This window comes from Variovorax sp. CCNWLW186, assembly GCF_037203865.1.
Classification (GTDB): domain Bacteria; phylum Pseudomonadota; class Gammaproteobacteria; order Burkholderiales; family Burkholderiaceae_C; genus Variovorax.
In genome coordinates, this window is record NZ_JBBCBO010000001.1 from 80,955 (window position 1) to 97,868 (window position 16,914).

15 protein-coding genes are annotated in these 16,914 nt (G+C 66.7%); 13 read left to right on the top strand and 2 right to left on the bottom strand.

The features are described 5' to 3' along the window. Positions 1–77: 77 nt before the first annotated feature. Positions 78–1,907: a methanol/ethanol family PQQ-dependent dehydrogenase gene (locus tag V9K97_RS00425; protein WP_258505756.1), complete on the bottom strand. Its 1,830-nt coding sequence runs from the start codon at positions 1,905–1,907 to the stop codon at positions 78–80. A 516-nt stretch (positions 1,908–2,423) separates the two neighbouring features. Between V9K97_RS00425 and V9K97_RS00430 the strand changes: the two genes are divergently transcribed. From V9K97_RS00430 to V9K97_RS00455, 6 genes are read left to right on the top strand one after another with little or no spacing between them, the layout of a single operon-like run. Beyond that, positions 2,424–3,137 carry an ABC transporter ATP-binding protein gene (locus tag V9K97_RS00430; RefSeq protein WP_337315791.1) on the top strand — a complete coding sequence of 238 codons (714 nt, stop codon included), beginning with the start codon at positions 2,424–2,426 and terminating at the stop codon, positions 3,135–3,137. Between the two features lie 42 nt (positions 3,138–3,179). Then, complete coding sequence (locus V9K97_RS00435; RefSeq protein WP_337315792.1) at positions 3,180–4,175, top strand: PQQ-dependent catabolism-associated beta-propeller protein; 996 nt, start codon at positions 3,180–3,182, stop codon at positions 4,173–4,175. After that, a complete protein-coding gene (locus V9K97_RS00440) occupies positions 4,172–5,362 on the top strand; it encodes a branched-chain amino acid ABC transporter substrate-binding protein (protein WP_337315793.1) in 1,191 nt (396 codons plus the stop codon). Before V9K97_RS00435 ends, V9K97_RS00440 begins: the two co-directional genes overlap by 4 nt. Continuing rightward, positions 5,344–6,231: an ABC transporter permease gene (locus V9K97_RS00445; RefSeq protein ID WP_337315794.1), complete on the top strand. Its 888-nt coding sequence runs from the start codon at positions 5,344–5,346 to the stop codon at positions 6,229–6,231. The genes V9K97_RS00440 and V9K97_RS00445 overlap by 19 nt, the downstream gene beginning before the upstream one ends. Continuing rightward, positions 6,228–7,223, top strand: a complete 996-nt coding sequence (locus V9K97_RS00450; RefSeq protein ID WP_337315795.1) for a Bug family tripartite tricarboxylate transporter substrate binding protein — start codon at positions 6,228–6,230, stop codon at positions 7,221–7,223. Before V9K97_RS00445 ends, V9K97_RS00450 begins: the two co-directional genes overlap by 4 nt. A 15-nt stretch (positions 7,224–7,238) precedes the next feature. After that, positions 7,239–9,542 carry a TonB-dependent receptor gene (locus tag V9K97_RS00455; RefSeq protein ID WP_337315796.1) on the top strand — a complete coding sequence of 768 codons (2,304 nt, stop codon included), beginning with the start codon at positions 7,239–7,241 and terminating at the stop codon, positions 9,540–9,542. 18 nt (positions 9,543–9,560) lie between these two features. Here V9K97_RS00455 and V9K97_RS00460 read toward each other — a convergent pair whose 3' ends face one another. Then, positions 9,561–10,538 (bottom strand): LysR family transcriptional regulator, encoded by a 978-nt coding sequence (locus V9K97_RS00460; RefSeq protein WP_337315797.1) that lies wholly within the window; start codon positions 10,536–10,538, stop codon positions 9,561–9,563. 127 nt (positions 10,539–10,665) lie between these two features. Here V9K97_RS00460 and V9K97_RS00465 point away from each other — a divergent pair, with 127 nt between their 5' ends. Genes V9K97_RS00465 through V9K97_RS00495 form a run of 7 tightly spaced genes read left to right on the top strand, consistent with a single transcriptional unit; the run spans position 10,666 to position 16,892 of the window. Then, positions 10,666–12,123: a form I ribulose bisphosphate carboxylase large subunit gene (locus tag V9K97_RS00465; RefSeq protein WP_337316023.1), complete on the top strand. Its 1,458-nt coding sequence runs from the start codon at positions 10,666–10,668 to the stop codon at positions 12,121–12,123. Between the two features lie 35 nt (positions 12,124–12,158). Next, complete coding sequence (locus tag V9K97_RS00470; protein ID WP_157613461.1) at positions 12,159–12,578, top strand: ribulose bisphosphate carboxylase small subunit; 420 nt, start codon at positions 12,159–12,161, stop codon at positions 12,576–12,578. 38 nt (positions 12,579–12,616) lie between these two features. Then, positions 12,617–13,546: a CbbX protein gene (cbbX, locus tag V9K97_RS00475; RefSeq protein ID WP_337315798.1), complete on the top strand. Its 930-nt coding sequence runs from the start codon at positions 12,617–12,619 to the stop codon at positions 13,544–13,546. Beyond that, positions 13,543–14,346, top strand: a complete 804-nt coding sequence (locus V9K97_RS00480; protein ID WP_337315799.1) for an HAD-IA family hydrolase — start codon at positions 13,543–13,545, stop codon at positions 14,344–14,346. Before cbbX ends, V9K97_RS00480 begins: the two co-directional genes overlap by 4 nt. Before the next feature lies 1 nt (position 14,347). Further along, a complete protein-coding gene (gene rpe / locus V9K97_RS00485; RefSeq protein WP_337315800.1) occupies positions 14,348–15,073 on the top strand; it encodes a ribulose-phosphate 3-epimerase in 726 nt (241 codons plus the stop codon). Next, entirely contained in the window at positions 15,070–15,798 is a 729-nt protein-coding gene (locus V9K97_RS00490; protein WP_337315801.1) for an HAD-IA family hydrolase, read from the top strand. Before rpe ends, V9K97_RS00490 begins: the two co-directional genes overlap by 4 nt. Positions 15,799–15,818: 20 nt before the next feature. Beyond that, the gene (locus V9K97_RS00495; RefSeq protein ID WP_157613465.1) at positions 15,819–16,892 is read left to right on the top strand and encodes a class 1 fructose-bisphosphatase; all 1,074 of its coding nucleotides are present in this window, start codon (positions 15,819–15,821) and stop codon (positions 16,890–16,892) included. The last annotated feature ends 22 nt before the right edge of the window (positions 16,893–16,914 follow it).

Genomic DNA, 16,914 nt, shown 5'->3' on the forward strand with positions numbered 1-16,914 from the left:
AATACAAGGGAGAGCCCTCTCGTGAGTGCGCTCTCCCGGCCCCGCGTTTCATCTCTGTCCCGCGGGTTGCGGTCTCGTCAGTTCTTCGGCAGCGCGAACACCGTCAGCGAACCACCGAGCTCGGTGTACTGGCTCAGCTCCTTGTAGCCGCCGACGGCGCCCAGGCCTTCGGTGCTCTTCTCGGGGTCGATGCCCGCTGCCATGCCGATGCCGGCCCAGCCGCCAATGCCCGAGAACACGCCGATGTACTGCTTGCCCTTGTGCTCATAGGTGAACACATTGCCGATGATGCCGGACGGCGTCTTGAACTTGAAGAGCTCCTTGTTGATGTCCTTGGCGTCCACGCACTTCAGGTAGCCCTCCAGCGTGCCGTAGCAGGAGATACCGCCGGCGGTGTTCAGCGAGCCGCTCCACACCGAGAACTTCTCGGCCTTGGTCTGCACGATCTTGCCGGTGCCTGCGTCCCAGGTGATGAAGTTGCCCATGCCGCCATGGCTGCCCGGCGTGGGGTACATCGACAGCGTGGCGCCCACGTACGGCTGGCCCGCGGTGTATTCGACCTTGAACGGCTCGTAGTCCATGCAGACGTGGTTCGTCGGCACGTAGAAGAGCTTGGTGTTGGGGTCGAAGGAGGCGGGTTGCTGGTCCTTGCTGCCGAGCGCCGCGGGGCAGATGCCCTTGGTGTTCACGTCCGCGCCGTTCTGCGCCGTGGAGTACTTGGCAACCACCTGCGGGCGGCCGGTCTTCATGTCCACATGGGTGGCCCAGTTCACCTTGGGGTCGTACTTCTCGGCCACCAGCAGCGCGCCGGTCACGCGGTCCAGCGTGTAGGCAAAGCCGTTGCGGTCGAAGTGCACCAGCGCCTTGGTCGGCTTGCCCTTGACGTTGATGTCCGCCAGGATCATTTCATTGATGCCGTCGAAGTCCCATTCGTCGAAAGGCGTCATCTGGTAGACCCAGTTGACCTTGCCCGTGTCCACGTCGCGCGAGAAGATGCTCATCGACCACTTGTTGTCGCCGGGACGCTGCGAGGGGTTCCAGGTCGACGGGTTTCCGGTGCCGTAGTACACGGCATTGGTCGCCTTGTCGTAGCTGTACCAGCCCCAGGTGGTGCCGCCGCCGATCTTCCACTGGTCGCCCTTCCAGGTCTTCAGCGAAGAGTCCTTGCCCACCGGCGCGAGCTTGCCGTCGGTCCAGGTCATGGTCTTGGCCGGGTCCATCAGCATTTCTTCGTCGGGGCCCGTGCTGAAGCCCTTCCACGCCAGCTTGCCGTCCTTGATGTTGTAGGCGGCCAGGAAGCCGCGCACCCCGAACTCGCCGCCGCTGATGCCGGTGATGACCTTGTCCTTGAAGACGTGAGGGGCGTTGGTGTTGGTGGCGCCGACCTTCGGATCGCCGTTCTTCACCGTCCACGCCACCTTGCCGGTCTTTGCGTCGAGCGCCACCAGCGTGGTGTCCGCCTGTTGCAGGAAGACCTTGCCCTCGGCATAGGCGAGGCCCCGGTTCACGGTGTCGCAGCACATGACGGCAATGACCGACTGGTCTTGCTTGGGCTCGTACTTCCAGAGGATCTTCTGGGTTTCGATGTCGAGTGCGTACACCTTGTTGGGAAACGGCGAGTGCAGGTACATCGTGCCGTCGACCACCAGGGGCGAGCCCTCGTGTCCGCGCAGCACGCCGGTGGAGAACGTCCACGCGACCTGCATCTTGCCCACGTTGCTCTTGGTGATCTGATTCAACTTGCTGTAGCGCTGGTTGAACATATCGCCCGCTTGCGTGGCCCAGTTCTTGGAGTTGGCGATGTTTTTCTCCACGTCGGCATTGGCTAGCGCCAAAGCCGGGAGAGCCAACACCGCGACGCCGATATGCCGTACGAGACGGCCGGCGATCTGCCTGGAAAACTTCATATATGTCTCCTCACATTTCAGTGGGTTTGGAACACGGATCTGGCAGCAGCCAGCAGATCTTTCGATCGCTTTGGCGAATGCTGCGGTCCGCAACATCCATGCCTGCCGTTTTCAGCCGTGCCCGGCCCACGTTGCATCGCGCGCCGGTTGCGAAGGCCTCTGGCTTCACTCGCGGGGACGCCTGAGCAGTGTGTCAGCGCGCAGCTTGCGACGGCGTACCGCAAGGCGCATCGGACCTAGGGAAATCCCGGGCCGTTCGAAGCATTGCGCAGCGCAGCACAACGCGCATGCGCTCGCGTGCGCCTTGTGTGCGCATCCAAATTTGACGCAAAGTGTCTCGTGCAAAGTACGCATGCCCGGCGTGGATGAGCAGCAGGGGCCGCTTGCGCGGGCAAATGAATAGCGACGCATCACAGTGAAAACCCTTGCTGGCCAGAGGCACAGAATTTGCGGCTTGATCAGCAAACGGCCCATACCATCGAAGCCCGAACAGCTCGACAAATCTCACCGATCTACATGCTGCGAACCATCGACTTAACCAAGCGCTATGGAACGCGCACGGCGATTCGGTCGTTGTCGCTGCAATTGCCGGCGGGCCAGTTCGTGGCGCTGCTCGGCCCCAACGGCGCGGGCAAGTCGACCCTGTTCCAGGTGTTGACGGGCATGTTCGCGGCCGACGAAGGCGAGGTAGAGGTCGCTGGCCATTCGCTGCGCCGCTCGGCCACTGCTGCACTGCGGCACATCGGCGTGGTGTTCCAGCAGATGTCGCTCGACCTGGACCTGAGCATCCGGCGCAACCTGCTGTTCCAGGCCGACCTGCACGGCCTGCCGCGGCGGCTTGCGCAAGAGCGCATTGCATCGGCCTGCGATCGCCTGAACATCGACGCCGACCTCGACCGCAAGGTGCGCGAGCTGTCGGGCGGCAACCGCCGCAAGGTCGAGCTTGCGCGCGCCGGGCTGCACCGGCCCGCCGTTCTGCTGATGGACGAAGCCACGGTGGGGCTCGACCCGAAATCGCGGCAGGACCTCTTGGCGGCCTTGCGCGCGGACGTGCGCGAACGCGGCGTGTGCGTGCTGTGGGCAACGCATCGGGTCGAAGAGGCCGAGGAGGCCGACCGCGTGCTGGTGCTGCACAAGGGAGCGCTGCTGGCGGACGGCACGCCCTCGCAGGTCACCGGGTTGCTGGGCGGCGCCACGCTGGAGGCGGGCTTCATCGCACGCACGGCCTGAAACAAAAAAGAATCCGAACCGAAGAAAAAATGGAGACATCGCATGCCGCAACTTTCTTTCCTTCAGGGCCCTGGCGCGCTGCTTCGCACGGCCGCTGGCGCGCTCGCACTGGCCGCGAGCGGCGCCGCGCTGGCGCAGGGAACGGCCTACGTTTCGAGCGAGAAGGACAACGCGTTGACCATGATCGACCTGGCAACGCTGACCGTGAAGGGCACCATTGCCACCTGCAAGCGGGCCCGCCACATCCAGCTGACGCCCGAGCGGCAGATCATGGTGGCCTGCACCGACTCCAACCAGGCCGACCTGATCGACCCCGCCAGCGGCAAGTCGGTACGGCGCATCGCGCTGGGCGACGAGCCCGAGGCCTTCGATCTCTCGCCGGACGGCAAGGTCATCTACGTTTCGAACGAAGACGCGGGCGAAGCCAGCTTCATCGACACGGCCAGCGGCAAGAAGCTGCGCTCGGTGAAGGTGGGTGCGGAGCCGGAAGGCGTGAAGGTGAGCGCCGATGGCAAGACCCTGTACGTGACCTCCGAGGTGGCCAGCCTCGTGCACGTGATCGACACCGCCACCGGCAAGGTGGTGAAGAACATCAAGGCCGGCAAGCGCCCGCGGCGCATGGCGATCACGCCTGACGGCAAAGAGCTGTGGATCACCAACGAGCTGGGCGCCAGCGTCAGCATCGTCTCGACCGCCACGAACGAAGTGATCGACACGCTGAAGTTCGAAGTGAAGGGCGCGCGCGCCGAAGACATCACGCCTGTGGGCATCCAGATGACGAGCGACGGCAAGCGGGCCTTCGTGGGCCTTGGCCGCGCCAACCACGTGGCCTTCGTCGATGTGCCGAGCCGCAAGGTGGGCTCGCTGGTGCTGGTGGGCAAGCGGGCCTGGAACGTCACGCTCGACAAGGCGCAGGCGCGGCTCTACGTGGTCAACGGCCTGAGCGACGACGTGACCGTGGTCGACGTGGCCGGCGCCAAGGCCATCAAGAGCGTTCCGGTAGGGCGCGTGCCCTATGGGCTCGTGATCGTCGAATGAGGATGCGCGCACCGGCACAAAGATCAGCGGGCGCCTGGTTGACGGCTGCGGCGCTCGCGTCGTTCGTGGCGCCGGTGGCGGTGGGCGCGGCCGTGCTCAAGGCCACGCTGATCACGCCCGACGACGACCCTCGCATGGAACGCTCGCGGCTCGAGCGGGCCTACCTCGGCCATCCGGGCGGGCCGCTTTCCGATGGGCTCGAAGTGGCCCTGGAGGAAGCGAAGTTCGAGCTCGAGGCGGCGGGAACCGAGGTGGCGCTTTCCACCGCGCCGGCCGCTTCCATAGCGGCGGCACGCGCCGCGGCGGTGGCGGCGGAGAAAGCCGGCGCTGCGGTGCTGCTGACCGACCTGCCCGCCGACTGGACGCTGGCCGTGGCCGATGCCGTGAAGCTGCCGGTGCTGAACCTGGGCGACGCATCCGACCGCCTGCGCCAGCAGGATTGCCGCGCTCGCCTGTTCCACCTGATGCCCAGCGAGCGCATGCGCAGCGATGCGCTGGCGCAGACGCTGGTGTCGCGCAAATGGAGCAAGCTGCTTCTGCTGGTGGGCGGCAGCCCGCAAGATGCGTTGCGCACCGCCACCGCGCAGGCGTCGATCAAGCGCTACGGCCTGCAGGTGGTGGCCACCAAGCCGTTCAAGCTCTCGGCCGACCCGCGTGAGCGCGACCTGGCCAATCCGCTGCTGCTCACGGCGGGCAACAGCTACGACGCCGTGTGGGTGGTCGACAGCGACGGCGAGTTTGCCCGCACGCTGCCTTACCGCACCGTGCTGCCGCGCCCGGTCGTGGGCGACGGCGGGCTGGTGGCGCTGGCCTGGCATGCGCAGTTCGAGCGCTACGGCGCGCCGCAGGTCTCGCGGCGCTTTGCCAAGGCCGCCAAGCGGCCGATGACGGCGCACGACTGGTCCGCCTGGATGGCGGGCAAGACCCTGACGGCCGTCGCCATTGCGGCGCCCAAGGGCCCGAACGCGGCCTGGGCCCAGGCCATCGGCAAGAGCGCGCTCGACGGCTCCAAGGGCACCGGCCTGAGCTTCCGCGCCTGGGACGGCCAGCTGCGCCAGCCCATGCTGCTGACCGACGGCCAGGGCGTGATTGCGCAGGCGCCGGCCGAAGGTGTGCTGCATGCCCGCAATGTGCTCGACACGCTGGGGGCCGATGCGCCGGAGAAGCTATGTCCGAACGCGCGCTGAAAACCGAAACGCCCGCGGGCGAACAAGCCGAGCCCGCCGCCCGGCGGGGCCTTGGCCACGCGCTGCAGGCGATGCGCGCCATCGTGCTGCGCGAGCTCTACAAGTTCTCGCAGCAGACCGGGCGGCTGGTGTCGGCGCTGGTGCGGCCGCTGCTGTGGCTGGCGGTTTTTGCGGCGGGTTTTCGCAACGTGTTCGGCGTGGCGATCGTCGAGCCCTACGACACCTACATTCCGTACGACGTCTACATCGTGCCGGGGCTGGTCGGCATGGTGCTGCTGTTCAACGGCATGCAGTCGTCATTGGCCATGGTGTACGACCGCGAGATGGGGCTGATGCGCCTGCTGCTGACGGCGCCGCTGCCGCGGCCATGGCTGCTGTTTTCCAAGCTGTGCGCCACCGCGCTGCTGTCGGTGCTGCAGGCGCTGGTGTTCGTGATCGTGGCGGCGCTCATCGGCACCGAGCTGCCGCTGCTGTCGCTTGCCGGGCTGCATGCGCTGGTGGCGCTGGCGGCCGGGGCGCTCATGCTGGGCGCGCTCGGCCTGCTGCTGTCGGTGCACATCAAGCAGTTGGAGAACTTCGCGGGCACGATGAACTTCATCATCTTTCCGATGTACTTCCTGTCGACCGCGCTCTATCCGCTGTGGAAGCTGCAGGAGTCCGGCGCCGAATGGGTGTACCAGCTGGCGCGCTTCAACCCGTTCACTTATGCCGTGGAGTGGATCCGCTTCGCACTCTATGGCAAGGACCCGGGCCTCGCACCCTACGTGGTGCTGGGCTGCCTCGTCGTCTTCTTCGGGTTTGCCTGCTGGGGCTACGACCCGCAGCGCGGCTTCGGCGGCCTGACCAAGCGCGGAGGAGGCGGGCCATGATCGGGCAGGGCGGCTCCACCCGGCGCCGCTGGCTGCGCGATGCAGCCGTGTTGGCGCTGGGCGCGCTGCCCCTGGCGCGCGCCGGCGCTTCGACCGAGCCCTTTCCCTCGCGCCCCATCACGCTGTGGGTGCCGTGGCCCGCCGGTGGAGCCACCGACATCTCGCTGCGCCTTCTTGCCGAACTGGCCTCCGTGCCGCTGGGCCAGACGGTGCTGACCGAGAACCGCGGCGGCGCAGGTGGCACGCTGGCCATGCCGGTGCTGCAGCAGGCGCGGCCCGACGGCTACACCATCGCGCAGATGCCGCAGCCGGTGTTCCGCGCACCGCACACGCAAAAGGTGCTGTGGGACCCGATCCGCGACGTGACGCCGGTCATCCAGGTGTCCAGCGTCACCTTCGGCATGCTGGTGGCGGCGGGCAGCCCGGTGCGTTCGCTCGAAGACCTGTTCGCATTCGCGCGTGCGCGCCCCGGCGAACTGACCATTGCCACCAACGGCATCGGCACCACGCCGCACATGGTGCTGGAAGAGCTGTTCACGGCGCGCGGCCTGCGCTACATCCACGTGCCGTACAAGGGCACGGCCGAGCAGCTGAACGCGATTGCGGGCGGGCAGGTGATGGCGGGCGTCAACTCCACGGGCTTTGGGCCGGCGGTGGATGCGGGCACGCTGCGGCTGCTGGCGATTTTTTCAGGCGAGCGGTCGAAGCGCTGGCCGCAGGTGCCCGTGCTGCGCGAACTCGGCTTCGACATCGTGGCCAAGTCGCCCTATGGCCTGGCCGGGCCGCGCGGCATGCCGCCGGCCGTGGTGAAGGTGCTGCACGACGCCTTCAGGAAGGCCATGTTCGACCAGCGCTTCAAGGACGAACTGGCCAAGTACGACCAGGAAGTCGACTACCTGGGGCCGGAAGCGTACGCGCAGTCTTGCCGGGAAATCTTTGCGCAGGAGCGCGCCATGGTGGAAAAGCTGGGGCTTACGCGCACCGGCACTTGAAGAGGAGGAGCATTTGTGAGCCGACCGAGCAAGCAGCCAAGAAAGAACACCCGCCGGCTGATCGGCCTTGCCGTGGCCGCCGCAGCCTGCCCGATGCCGGGCCAGGCGCAAGAGGCCGCGGCGCAGCCGGGCAGCCTGCCGGCCGTCGAAGTGGTCAGCACCACGCCCGTGCCGGGCATCGAGGTGCCCAAGGACCAGATCCCGTCGAACGTGCAGACGGCCGATGACCGGAGCCTGCGCCGCGCGCAGAGCCTGAATCTGCCCGACTTCATGTCCACGCAGCTGCCGAGCGTGAACGTGAACGAGATCCAGGGCAACCCGTACCAGGTGGATGTGAACTACCGCGGCTTTACCGCGAGCCCGGTGCTGGGCACGCCGCAGGGCCTCTCGGTGTACCAGGACGGCGTGCGCGTGAACGAGCCCTTCGGCGACGTGGTGAACTGGGACTTGATTCCGAGGGCGGCCATCTCGAGCATCACGCTCTTGCCGGGCTCCAACCCGCTGTTCGGGCTGAACACGCTCGGCGGTGCGCTGTCGCTGCAGACCAAGCGGGGAGACACGCACCCCGGCACCGAGCTGGAGCTGCAGGCCGGCTCCTTCGGCCGCGTGAGCACCGAGCTCACGCACGGCCGCAAGCTGGGCGAAAGCGGGCACCTGTTTCTCGCGCTTGGCGGGCTCAACGAAGACGGCTGGCGCAACTACTCGCCCTCGCGCGTGCGCCAGCTGTTTGCCAAGGTGGGACAAGACAGCGGAAAGCTCTCGTGGGACCTGAGCTTTACCCACGGCGACAACCGCATGATCGGCAACGGCCTGCTGCCCGAGTCGATGCTGGCGCAGAACCGCAGGCAGGTGTACACGCGGCCAGACCGCACCGACAACCGCATGTCGATGCTGACGCTCAATGCCAGCTACCGGCTGAGCGATGTGCAGACGATTTCCATGACGGCCTACACGCGGCGCTCGCGCTACAGCACGCTCAACGGCGACCTCAACGACGATTTCGAACCGCCCGAGGTCGAAGAATCGGGCGTGGAGAACCGCACCTACACGCGGCAGCGCGGCGAGGGCGTGGCGCTGCAGTCGACCTACACGGCCGGCATTCACCAGCTGACCTTCGGCGCCTCGGTGGACCGCGCGCGCACGCACTTCCTGCAGACCGAAGCGGAAGGCTTTCTTGACGGCACGCGCGCCGTGGTGCCGCAGGAAGAAGCCGAGGCCGACGCGCTGCTCGCGGGCAAGAGCCGCACCACGAGCATTTATCTTTCAGACCTGATCACGCTGCGGCCGAACCTGCAGCTCAGCCTTTCGGGCCGCTACAACGACACACGTGTGTCCACCCGCGACGACGGGCGCGCCTTGCTCGGGCTCTCGACCCAGCTCGACGGCGAAGGCCGCTACAAGAAGTTCAACCCCGCCGTCGGCCTCACGTGGCAGGCCACGCCGCGGCTCACGGCCTATGCCGGATGGAGCCAGGGCAGCCGTGCGCCAAGCCCCATCGAGCTGGGCTGCTCCGACCCGGCCAACGCCTGCGTGCTGCCCAATGCGCTGCAGTCCGATCCGCCGCTCAAGCAGGTGGTTTCGCAGACCTTCGAAACCGGGTTGCGCGGCACGCTCGACCATGGGCTGCGGTGGAACGCATCGGTGTTCCGCACCGTCAACAAGGACGACCTGCTGTTCGTCAGCAGCGGGCTCTCGCGCGGCTACTTCAGCAACTTCGGGCGCACCCTGCGCCAGGGCGTGGAGCTCGGCCTTTCGCAGCAGAGCGATCGCGTCGATTGGTCGCTGTCTTACAGCTACCTGCGTGCAAGGTACGACTCGCCGGCGTGCCTGGTGTCCGAATCGAACAGCAGCGCAGAGACCAACCCCGCTTGCACCGGCGAAGGCGAGATCGCGGTGCGCCCCGGTGACCGCTTGCCGGGCCTGCCGGCGCACTCGCTCAAGCTCAACGTCGACTGGCGGATCACGCCCAGCTGGAGCCTGGGCGCTCAGTACCGCGTGTATTCCCGGCAGACCGTGCGCGGCAACGAGAACGGCCTGCACATGCCCGACGGGGCGGATTTCAGCGGCAGCGGCCGCATCGGTGGCTATGCGCTGCTCGACCTCACCACGCGCTGGAAGCTCGGGCGCAACGTGGAGCTTTTTGCCAAGGTGGCCAACGTGTTCAACCGCCGCTATGGCACCGCGGGGCAGCTGGGCCACAACGGCTTTGACGCAAGCGGCGTGGTGGCGTCTCCGGATGCGTGGCGCAACTCGCAGTTCGTGGCGCCGGGCGCGCCGCGGGCGGTGTGGGTCGGCATGCGGGTGCAGCTCGGCGTCTGAGCCCGCGACACCAAAGGCTCAGGCGGCGCGCCGTGCGCTGCGCTTCTTTGCCGGGGCGCGCGCCGCGGGCAGCGAACCCAGCTGCTGCTGGATCTGCGCTTGGCCATGCATGCGCAGGTATTCCTCGAAAGCCAGCGCCACCTGCGGCAGTTGCCGCGACGCAAGGTGCATCACGTACCAGTCGCGCACCACGGGGTTGCCGGGCACGGGCAGCACGCCCAGCAGCCCTGCGTTCATCTCGAGCACGCAGGTGTGCATCGACAGAAAGGCAATGCCGAAGCCCGCGGCGCACATCTGCTTGATAGCCTCGTTGCTCGACAGTTCGGAGCCGATGCGCAGCGGCAGCCCCTGGTCCTTGAAGAAGCGTTCGACCGTGGTGCGGGTGCCCGAGCCGCGCTCACGCACCAGCGTGCGCGTGTCCGAGAGCATGGCAAGCGTGGGCTTGGGCGCGGACATCAGCGGATGGCTCGGCGCCGCGAGAAAGGCCATCGGGTGCTTGGCGAAGGCGCTGGAGTTTGTCTTCAGCTCGGCAGGGGGTCGGCCCATGATGGCGATGTCGATCTCCTGCCCCGCGAGCATGCGCACGATCTCGTCGCGGTTGCCCACCTGCAGCTTCACCTTCACCTTCGGATGCTCCTTGGCGAAGTTCACCAATATGGGCGGCAGCAGGTATTCGGCCGTGGTGATGGCGCCCACGCGCAGCGTGCCCGAGAACACGCCCTGCAGCATGGCCATTTCGTCGCCCGCCTCGCGCCACAGGTCGAGGATGCGGCCCGCATAACCCGCCAGCAATTCGCCCGCTTCGGTCAGCCGGATGCCGCGGCCCGTGCGCTGCAAGAGCGGCGTGCCGGCCGATTCCTCGAGCGTGCCGATCTGGATCGACACCGCCGGTTGCGTCAGGTGCATTTCATCCGCCGCAAGCGACACGCTGCCGAGCCGCGCCACGGCGTGAAAGGTGGCGAGCTGGCGAAAACTCGCGTGCTTGGAAAGAGGCATGCGGTGATATTAGGTTTGGCAAATGTGAATGTCAAAAGATTTAATTTTTCTTAATCTTTCATGCGGCCTACATTCACTTCACCGACAGCACCAAACACTTCTTTTCGAGAGGCACTCCATGGGCAACATGAACGAAGCAATCCAGATCACCGACGCCAAGAAGCGCTATTCGGCCGGTGTGCTGAAGTACGCGCAAATGGGCTACTGGGACGGCGACTACGTGCCCAAGGACACCGACATCCTGGCGCTCTTTCGCATCACCCCGCAAGACGGCGTGGACGCCATCGAAGCCGCCGCGGCCGTGGCCGGCGAATCGTCTACCGCCACCTGGACGGTGGTGTGGACCGACCGCCTCACCGCCTGCGACATGTACCGCGCCAAGGCCTACAAGGTGGAGCCAGTGCCCAACAACCCGGGCCAGTATTTCTGCTACGTGGCTTATGACCTCTCGCTGTTCGAAGAGGGCTCCATCACCAACGTGACCGCCTCCATCATCGGCAACGTCTTCAGCTTCAAGCCGCTGAAGGCGGCGCGGCTGGAGGACATGAAGTTTCCGGTGGCCTACGTCAAGACCTTTGCCGGCCCGCCGACGGGCATCGTGGTGGAGCGCGAACGGCTCGACAAGTTCGGCCGGCCCCTGCTGGGCGCCACCACCAAGCCCAAGCTCGGCCTCTCGGGTCGCAACTATGGCCGCGTGGTGTACGAAGGCTTGCGTGGCGGGCTCGACTTCATGAAGGACGACGAGAACATCAACTCGCAGCCGTTCATGCACTGGCGCGATCGCTTCCTGTTCGTGATGGACGCGGTCAACAAGGCCAGCGCCGCCACCGGCGAGGTCAAGGGCAGCTACCTGAACGTCACGGCCGGCACCATGGAAGAGATGTACCGCCGCGCGCAGTTCGCGAAGGAGCTGGGCTCGGTGATCGTGATGATCGACCTCGTCGTCGGCTACACGGCCATCCAGTCGATGAGCCACTGGTGCAGGCAGAACGACATGATCCTGCACCTGCACCGCGCGGGCCACGGCACCTACACGCGCCAGAAGAACCACGGCGTGAGCTTTCGCGTCATCGCCAAGTGGATGCGGCTGGCAGGCGTGGACCACATCCACGCGGGCACGGCCGTGGGCAAGCTCGAGGGCGACCCGATGACGGTGCAGGGCTACTACAACGTGTGCCGCGACACGCACACCAAGGTCGACCTGCCGCGCGGCATCTACTTCGACCAGGACTGGGGCGCGCTGCGCAAGGTGATGCCGGTGGCTTCGGGCGGCATTCACGCGGGCCAGATGCACCAGCTGCTCGATCTGTTCGGCGACGACGTGGTGCTGCAGTTCGGCGGTGGAACCATCGGGCATCCGCAGGGCATCCAGGCCGGGGCCACGGCCAACCGGGTGGCGCTCGAAGCCATGGTGCTGGCCCGCAACGAAGGGCGCGACATTGCCAACGAGGGCCCGCAAATATTGCGCGACGCGGCCAAGTGGTGCACCCCGCTGGCGGCCGCGCTCGACACCTGGGGCGAGATCTCCTTCAACTACGCCTCCACCGACACGTCGGACTACGTGCCCACGCCGTCGATGGCCTGAGGCCGCCCGTTCACCTTTTTCCTGGAGCAACCGACATGCGAATCACACAAGGCACTTTTTCCTTTTTGCCTGACCTGAGCAACGAGCAGATCAGCCGCCAGGTCGAGTATTGCCTCGACAAGGGCTGGGCCATCGGGCTCGAATACACCGACGACCCGCACCCGCGCAACACCTTCTGGGAGATGTTCGGCAACCCGATGTTCGACATCAAGGATGCCGCCGGCGTCATGCTCGAGCTTGCGGCCTGCCGCAAGACTTTTCCGCAGCAGTACATCCGCGTGACGGCGTTCGATTCGACGCACGGCACCGAGTCGGTCGTGATGTCGTTCATCGTCAACCGGCCTTCGAACGAGCCGGGCTTTCGCCTCATTCGCACCGAAGAGCCGGGCCGCACCATCCGCTACAGCATCGAAAGCTATGCGGCGCAGGCGCGGCCCGAAGGCAGCCGGTACTGAGCGGAACACGCAACGCACACGCATTGCCGGAGCCACGCATGGACGCCACCGAAACTCCCACCGCCCCGGCCGTTGCCACCGCGCCGAAGCAGCTCTTCGAGTCTTCGGGCGTGAAGGCGCTGCTCGACCAGCTCGATGCCGAGCTGATCGGCCTGGCGCCGGTGAAGGGCCGAATCCGCGACATTGCTGCGCTGCTATTGATCGACAAGCTGCGCCAGGAGCAGGGGCTGCAGTCGCAGCCGCCTTCGCTGCACATGTCCTTCACCGGCAACCCGGGCACCGGCAAGACCACGGTGGCCATGCGCATGGCCGAGGTGCTCAAGCAGCTGGGCTACGTGCGCAAGGGCCACCTGGTGGCGGTGACGCGCGACGACCTGGTGGGCCAGTTCATCGGCCACACGGCGCCCAAGACCAAGGAAGTGATCAAGAAGGCCATGGGCGGCGTGCTGTTCATCGACGAAGCCTACTACCTGTACCGCCCCGAGAACGAGCGCGACTACGGGCAGGAGTCGATCGAGATTCTGCTGCAGGTGATGGAGAACCAGCGCGACGACCTGGTGGTGATTCTTGCGGGCTACAAGGACCGCATGGAGACCTTCTTCAGCAGCAACCCGGGCATGGCTTCGCGCATTGCGCACCACATCGATTTTCCGGACTACAGCGAAGCCGAGCTCATGCAGATTGCGCAGCTCATGCTGGAGCGGCTGAACTACGGCTTTGATGACGGCGCGGCCTCCACCTTTGGGCGCTATGTGAGCCTCAGGCGCAGCCAGCCGCACTTTGCCAATGCGCGTTCGATCCGCAATGCGCTCGACCGCATCCGGCTGCGCCATGCCACGCGCCTCTTCGGCAGCGAGCAGGCCCTGACGCGCGAACAGCTTTGCACGCTCGAGGCGCAGGACATCCTGGCGAGCCGCGTCTTCAACCCGCCGGCCAGTTCAACGCCGGCAGAAGGAGCAAGCAAATGAGCATCGAAGCCCTTGTATTCGACGTGGACGGCACCCTGGCCGACACCGAGGAAGTGCACCGCATGGCCTTCAATCTCGCGTTCGACCAGCTGGGGATCGGCTGGCATTGGGAGCAGGCGGAGTACCGCTCGCTGCTGGCGGTGACGGGCGGCAAGGAGCGCATGAAGGCCTATATCGACTCGCTGCCCCTGGGCACAGCCGAGAAAAAGCGCCTGCACGAACGCGTGCCCGAGATCCATGCCGCCAAGACGCAGCACTACACCGACATTGCGCGCCGCGGCGGCATTGCACTGCGCCCCGGCGTGCTGCGCTTTCTTGAAGAGGCCCAGAACGCCGGCTTGCGGCTGGCCATTGCCAGCACAACCACTGCCATCAACATCGACGCGCTGCTGCAGGCCACGCTGGGCCCGCGCGGCCTCACGATGTTCGACGTGATTGCCTGCGGCGACCAGGTGCGCGCAAAGAAGCCGGCTTCCGACATCTACCTGCTGGCGCTCGAAACGCTGGGCGTGCCGCCCGAGCGCGCCATCGCCATCGAAGACTCGCCCAACGGCTTGCGCTCCGCCCTTGGGGCCGGCCTCTGGACGCTGGTCACGCCCACCTTCTGGACCGAAGGCAGCGACTTTCGCGGCGCGGGGCTGGTGCTGCCCGGGCTGGGAGACACCACCGATCCGCTGCCCGGCGAACCTGGCGGCCAGCTCCAGCGTGCGCCATGGCTGGGAATCGACGAACTGCTGGCAATGGCCTCCACGGCGCCGCAGCTCAATGCGGTGCAGGCGCTCTACCGGGAGGGGTGTTGACATGCAGAACCCGAAAACCGCTCCGCCCCGGTCCGGCCAGCCGATGCGCATCGCGCCCAGCCTGCTGTCCGCCAACTTCGCGCGGCTTGGCGACGAGGTGTCGGCGGTGATCGAGGCCGGCGCCGATCTGATCCATTTCGATGTCATGGACAACCACTATGTACCGAATCTGACAATCGGTCCGCTGGTGTGCGAGGCCATCAAGCCCTACGCGACGGTGCCGATCGACGTGCACCTGATGGTCAAGCCGGTCGATGCGCTGATCCCGATGTTCGCGGAGGCGGGCGCCTCGATCATCTCGTTTCACCCCGAGGCCAGCGAGCACATCGACCGCACGATCCGGCTCATCACGGCCAGCGGATGCAAGGCGGGGCTGGTGCTCAACCCCGCCACGCCGCTGCAGGTGCTCGACCATGTGCTGGACCAGCTCGACCTGGTGCTTCTGATGTCGGTCAACCCCGGCTTCGGCGGGCAGAGCTTCATCGAGAGCGTGCTGCCGAAGATCGAAGCGGTGCGCCGCCGCATCGATGCGAGCGGGCGCGACATCTGGCTCGAGGTGGACGGCGGCGTGAAGCCCGGCAACGCGGCGCGCATTGGCGCGGCGGGCGCCGACACGCTGGTGGCTGGCTCCGCGGTTTTCAGCGGCGGCCGCTACCGCGAAGCCATCGACGCAATCCGCGCCCAGGCACTGCAGGGACGGCATGCCGTGGAAGGGTGTCCCGCATGACGAAAGACCTGCGCGGCATCGACGCCATCGCCTTCGACCTGGACGGCACCCTGGTCGACAGTGCGCCCGACATTCGCGAGGCGCTGAATGCCGCGCTTCAACAGGAAGGACTGGCCCGCTTCGACCTGGACACCGTGCGCGCGTGGATCGGCGACGGCCCCGACGCGCTCATCGTGCAGGCCCTGCGCCGGCAAGGCGTGCCGGGCGACGAGGCACTGCGCCTGCGGCTGCGCCGCGCGTTCGATGCCGTCACGCTGGCGGCGCCATTGCAGTTCGGCGGCGTGTTCGAAGGCATTGCGGAACTGGTCGCCGGGCTGCGCCGCACGCTGCCGATGGTGGTGGTGACCAACAAGCCGACGCCGCTGGCACGCGCCGTGCTGGATGCAGCGGGTCTGCTGCCGGCGATGGCGGGGGTCTACGGCGCAGACGCCGCGGCGCAGCGCAAGCCCGCTCCTTTCCTGTTGCAGGCCGCAGCGCGCCAGCTGGGTGTGGAACCCGCGCGGCTGCTGATGGTGGGCGACGGTCCGGCCGACCTACTGGCGGCGCATGCGGCCGGCTGTCCGGCGGCGCTGGTGGCATGGGGCTATGGCGGCCATGCGGCGGCGGCCGGCGCGGCGCCGGCCTGGCGCGTTGCCACGCCGCAGCAGCTGCTGCTGACGGTGCGCGAGTCGCACCCCGTGCGCCGCGATGAAGAAGCGACGACGACGGCAACGACCAGAGTTTGAAAATCCAACAGGAGACGATCATGCCCATTGCAGGCAAGGCCACGCTGACCCAGTACATCATCGAGGAGCGCCGCCGCCACCCCGGTGCCACGGGCGCGCTCAACGCGCTCATCACCGACGTCTCGCTTGCCTGCAAGGCGATCTCGCGCAAGGTGGCGCTCGGCGCGCTGGGCGACGTATTGGGCAGCGCCAGCACGCAGAACGTGCAGGGCGAAGAGCAGAAGACGCTCGACGTGCTGAGCAACGACATGTTCCTGCGCGCCAACGAGTGGGGCGGCCACGTGGCGGGCATGGTGTCCGAAGAAATGGAAGAGCCTTACCTTCCGCCGCAGCAGTACCCGCGCGGCAAGTACCTGCTGCTGTTCGATCCGCTGGATGGGTCTTCGAACATCGATGTGAACGTGGCGGTGGGCAGCATCTTCTCGATACTGCGCGCGCCGACGCTCGACGCCGATGCGAAGCCCGAAGACTTTTTGCAGCCGGGCACGGAACAGGTGGGCGCCGGTTATGCGATCTACGGCCCTTCGACCATGCTGGTGCTCACGCTGGGCAACGGCACGCATGCGTTCACGCTCGATCCGCAACTCGGCGAATGGGTGCTGAGCCACCCGAACCTGAGCATTCCGCGGCAGACCAGCGAGTTCGCGATCAACGCGTCGAACAGCCGCTTCTGGGAGCCGGCCGTGAAGCGCTATGTCGACGAGTGCCTGGCCGGCAAGGAGGGGCCGCGCGGCATCGACTTCAACATGCGATGGATCGCCTCGCTGGTGGCCGAGACGCATCGCATCCTGATGCGCGGCGGCGTTTTCATGTACCCGCGCGACAGCAAGGAATCGGGCCGCGACGGGCGCCTGCGGCTGCTGTACGAGGCCAACCCGATTTCGTTCTTGATCGAGCAGGCCGGCGGCATGGCCAGCACCGGACGGCGGCGGCTGATGGCGGTGGAGCCGGAGTCGATTCACCAGCGCATCGGTTTCGTCTTCGGCTCGTCGGAAGAAGTGGCGCGCGTGGAGGCCTACCACAGCGAAGACCCGCAGGACACCTACCAGGCGCCGCTCTTCGGCAAGCGCGGACTCTTTGCGACCGCGGCCTGAGCGGTTGCGAATCGATTGCAAA

Coding starts and splice junctions, on each gene's coding strand:
- V9K97_RS00460 (WP_337315797.1), bottom strand. CDS start 10,538: ATGCCTCTTTCCAAGCACGCGAGTTTTCGCCAGCTCGCCACCTTTCAC.
- V9K97_RS00480 (WP_337315799.1), top strand. CDS start 13,543: ATGAGCATCGAAGCCCTTGTATTCGACGTGGACGGCACCCTGGCCGAC.
- V9K97_RS00430 (WP_337315791.1), top strand. CDS start 2,424: ATGCTGCGAACCATCGACTTAACCAAGCGCTATGGAACGCGCACGGCG.
- V9K97_RS00440 (WP_337315793.1), top strand. CDS start 4,172: ATGAGGATGCGCGCACCGGCACAAAGATCAGCGGGCGCCTGGTTGACG.
- V9K97_RS00445 (WP_337315794.1), top strand. CDS start 5,344: ATGTCCGAACGCGCGCTGAAAACCGAAACGCCCGCGGGCGAACAAGCC.
- V9K97_RS00495 (WP_157613465.1), top strand. CDS start 15,819: ATGCCCATTGCAGGCAAGGCCACGCTGACCCAGTACATCATCGAGGAG.
- cbbX (WP_337315798.1), top strand. CDS start 12,617: ATGGACGCCACCGAAACTCCCACCGCCCCGGCCGTTGCCACCGCGCCG.
- V9K97_RS00465 (WP_337316023.1), top strand. CDS start 10,666: ATGAACGAAGCAATCCAGATCACCGACGCCAAGAAGCGCTATTCGGCC.
- V9K97_RS00435 (WP_337315792.1), top strand. CDS start 3,180: ATGCCGCAACTTTCTTTCCTTCAGGGCCCTGGCGCGCTGCTTCGCACG.
- V9K97_RS00425 (WP_258505756.1), bottom strand. CDS start 1,907: ATGAAGTTTTCCAGGCAGATCGCCGGCCGTCTCGTACGGCATATCGGC.
- rpe (WP_337315800.1), top strand. CDS start 14,348: ATGCAGAACCCGAAAACCGCTCCGCCCCGGTCCGGCCAGCCGATGCGC.
- V9K97_RS00450 (WP_337315795.1), top strand. CDS start 6,228: ATGATCGGGCAGGGCGGCTCCACCCGGCGCCGCTGGCTGCGCGATGCA.
- V9K97_RS00490 (WP_337315801.1), top strand. CDS start 15,070: ATGACGAAAGACCTGCGCGGCATCGACGCCATCGCCTTCGACCTGGAC.
- V9K97_RS00470 (WP_157613461.1), top strand. CDS start 12,159: ATGCGAATCACACAAGGCACTTTTTCCTTTTTGCCTGACCTGAGCAAC.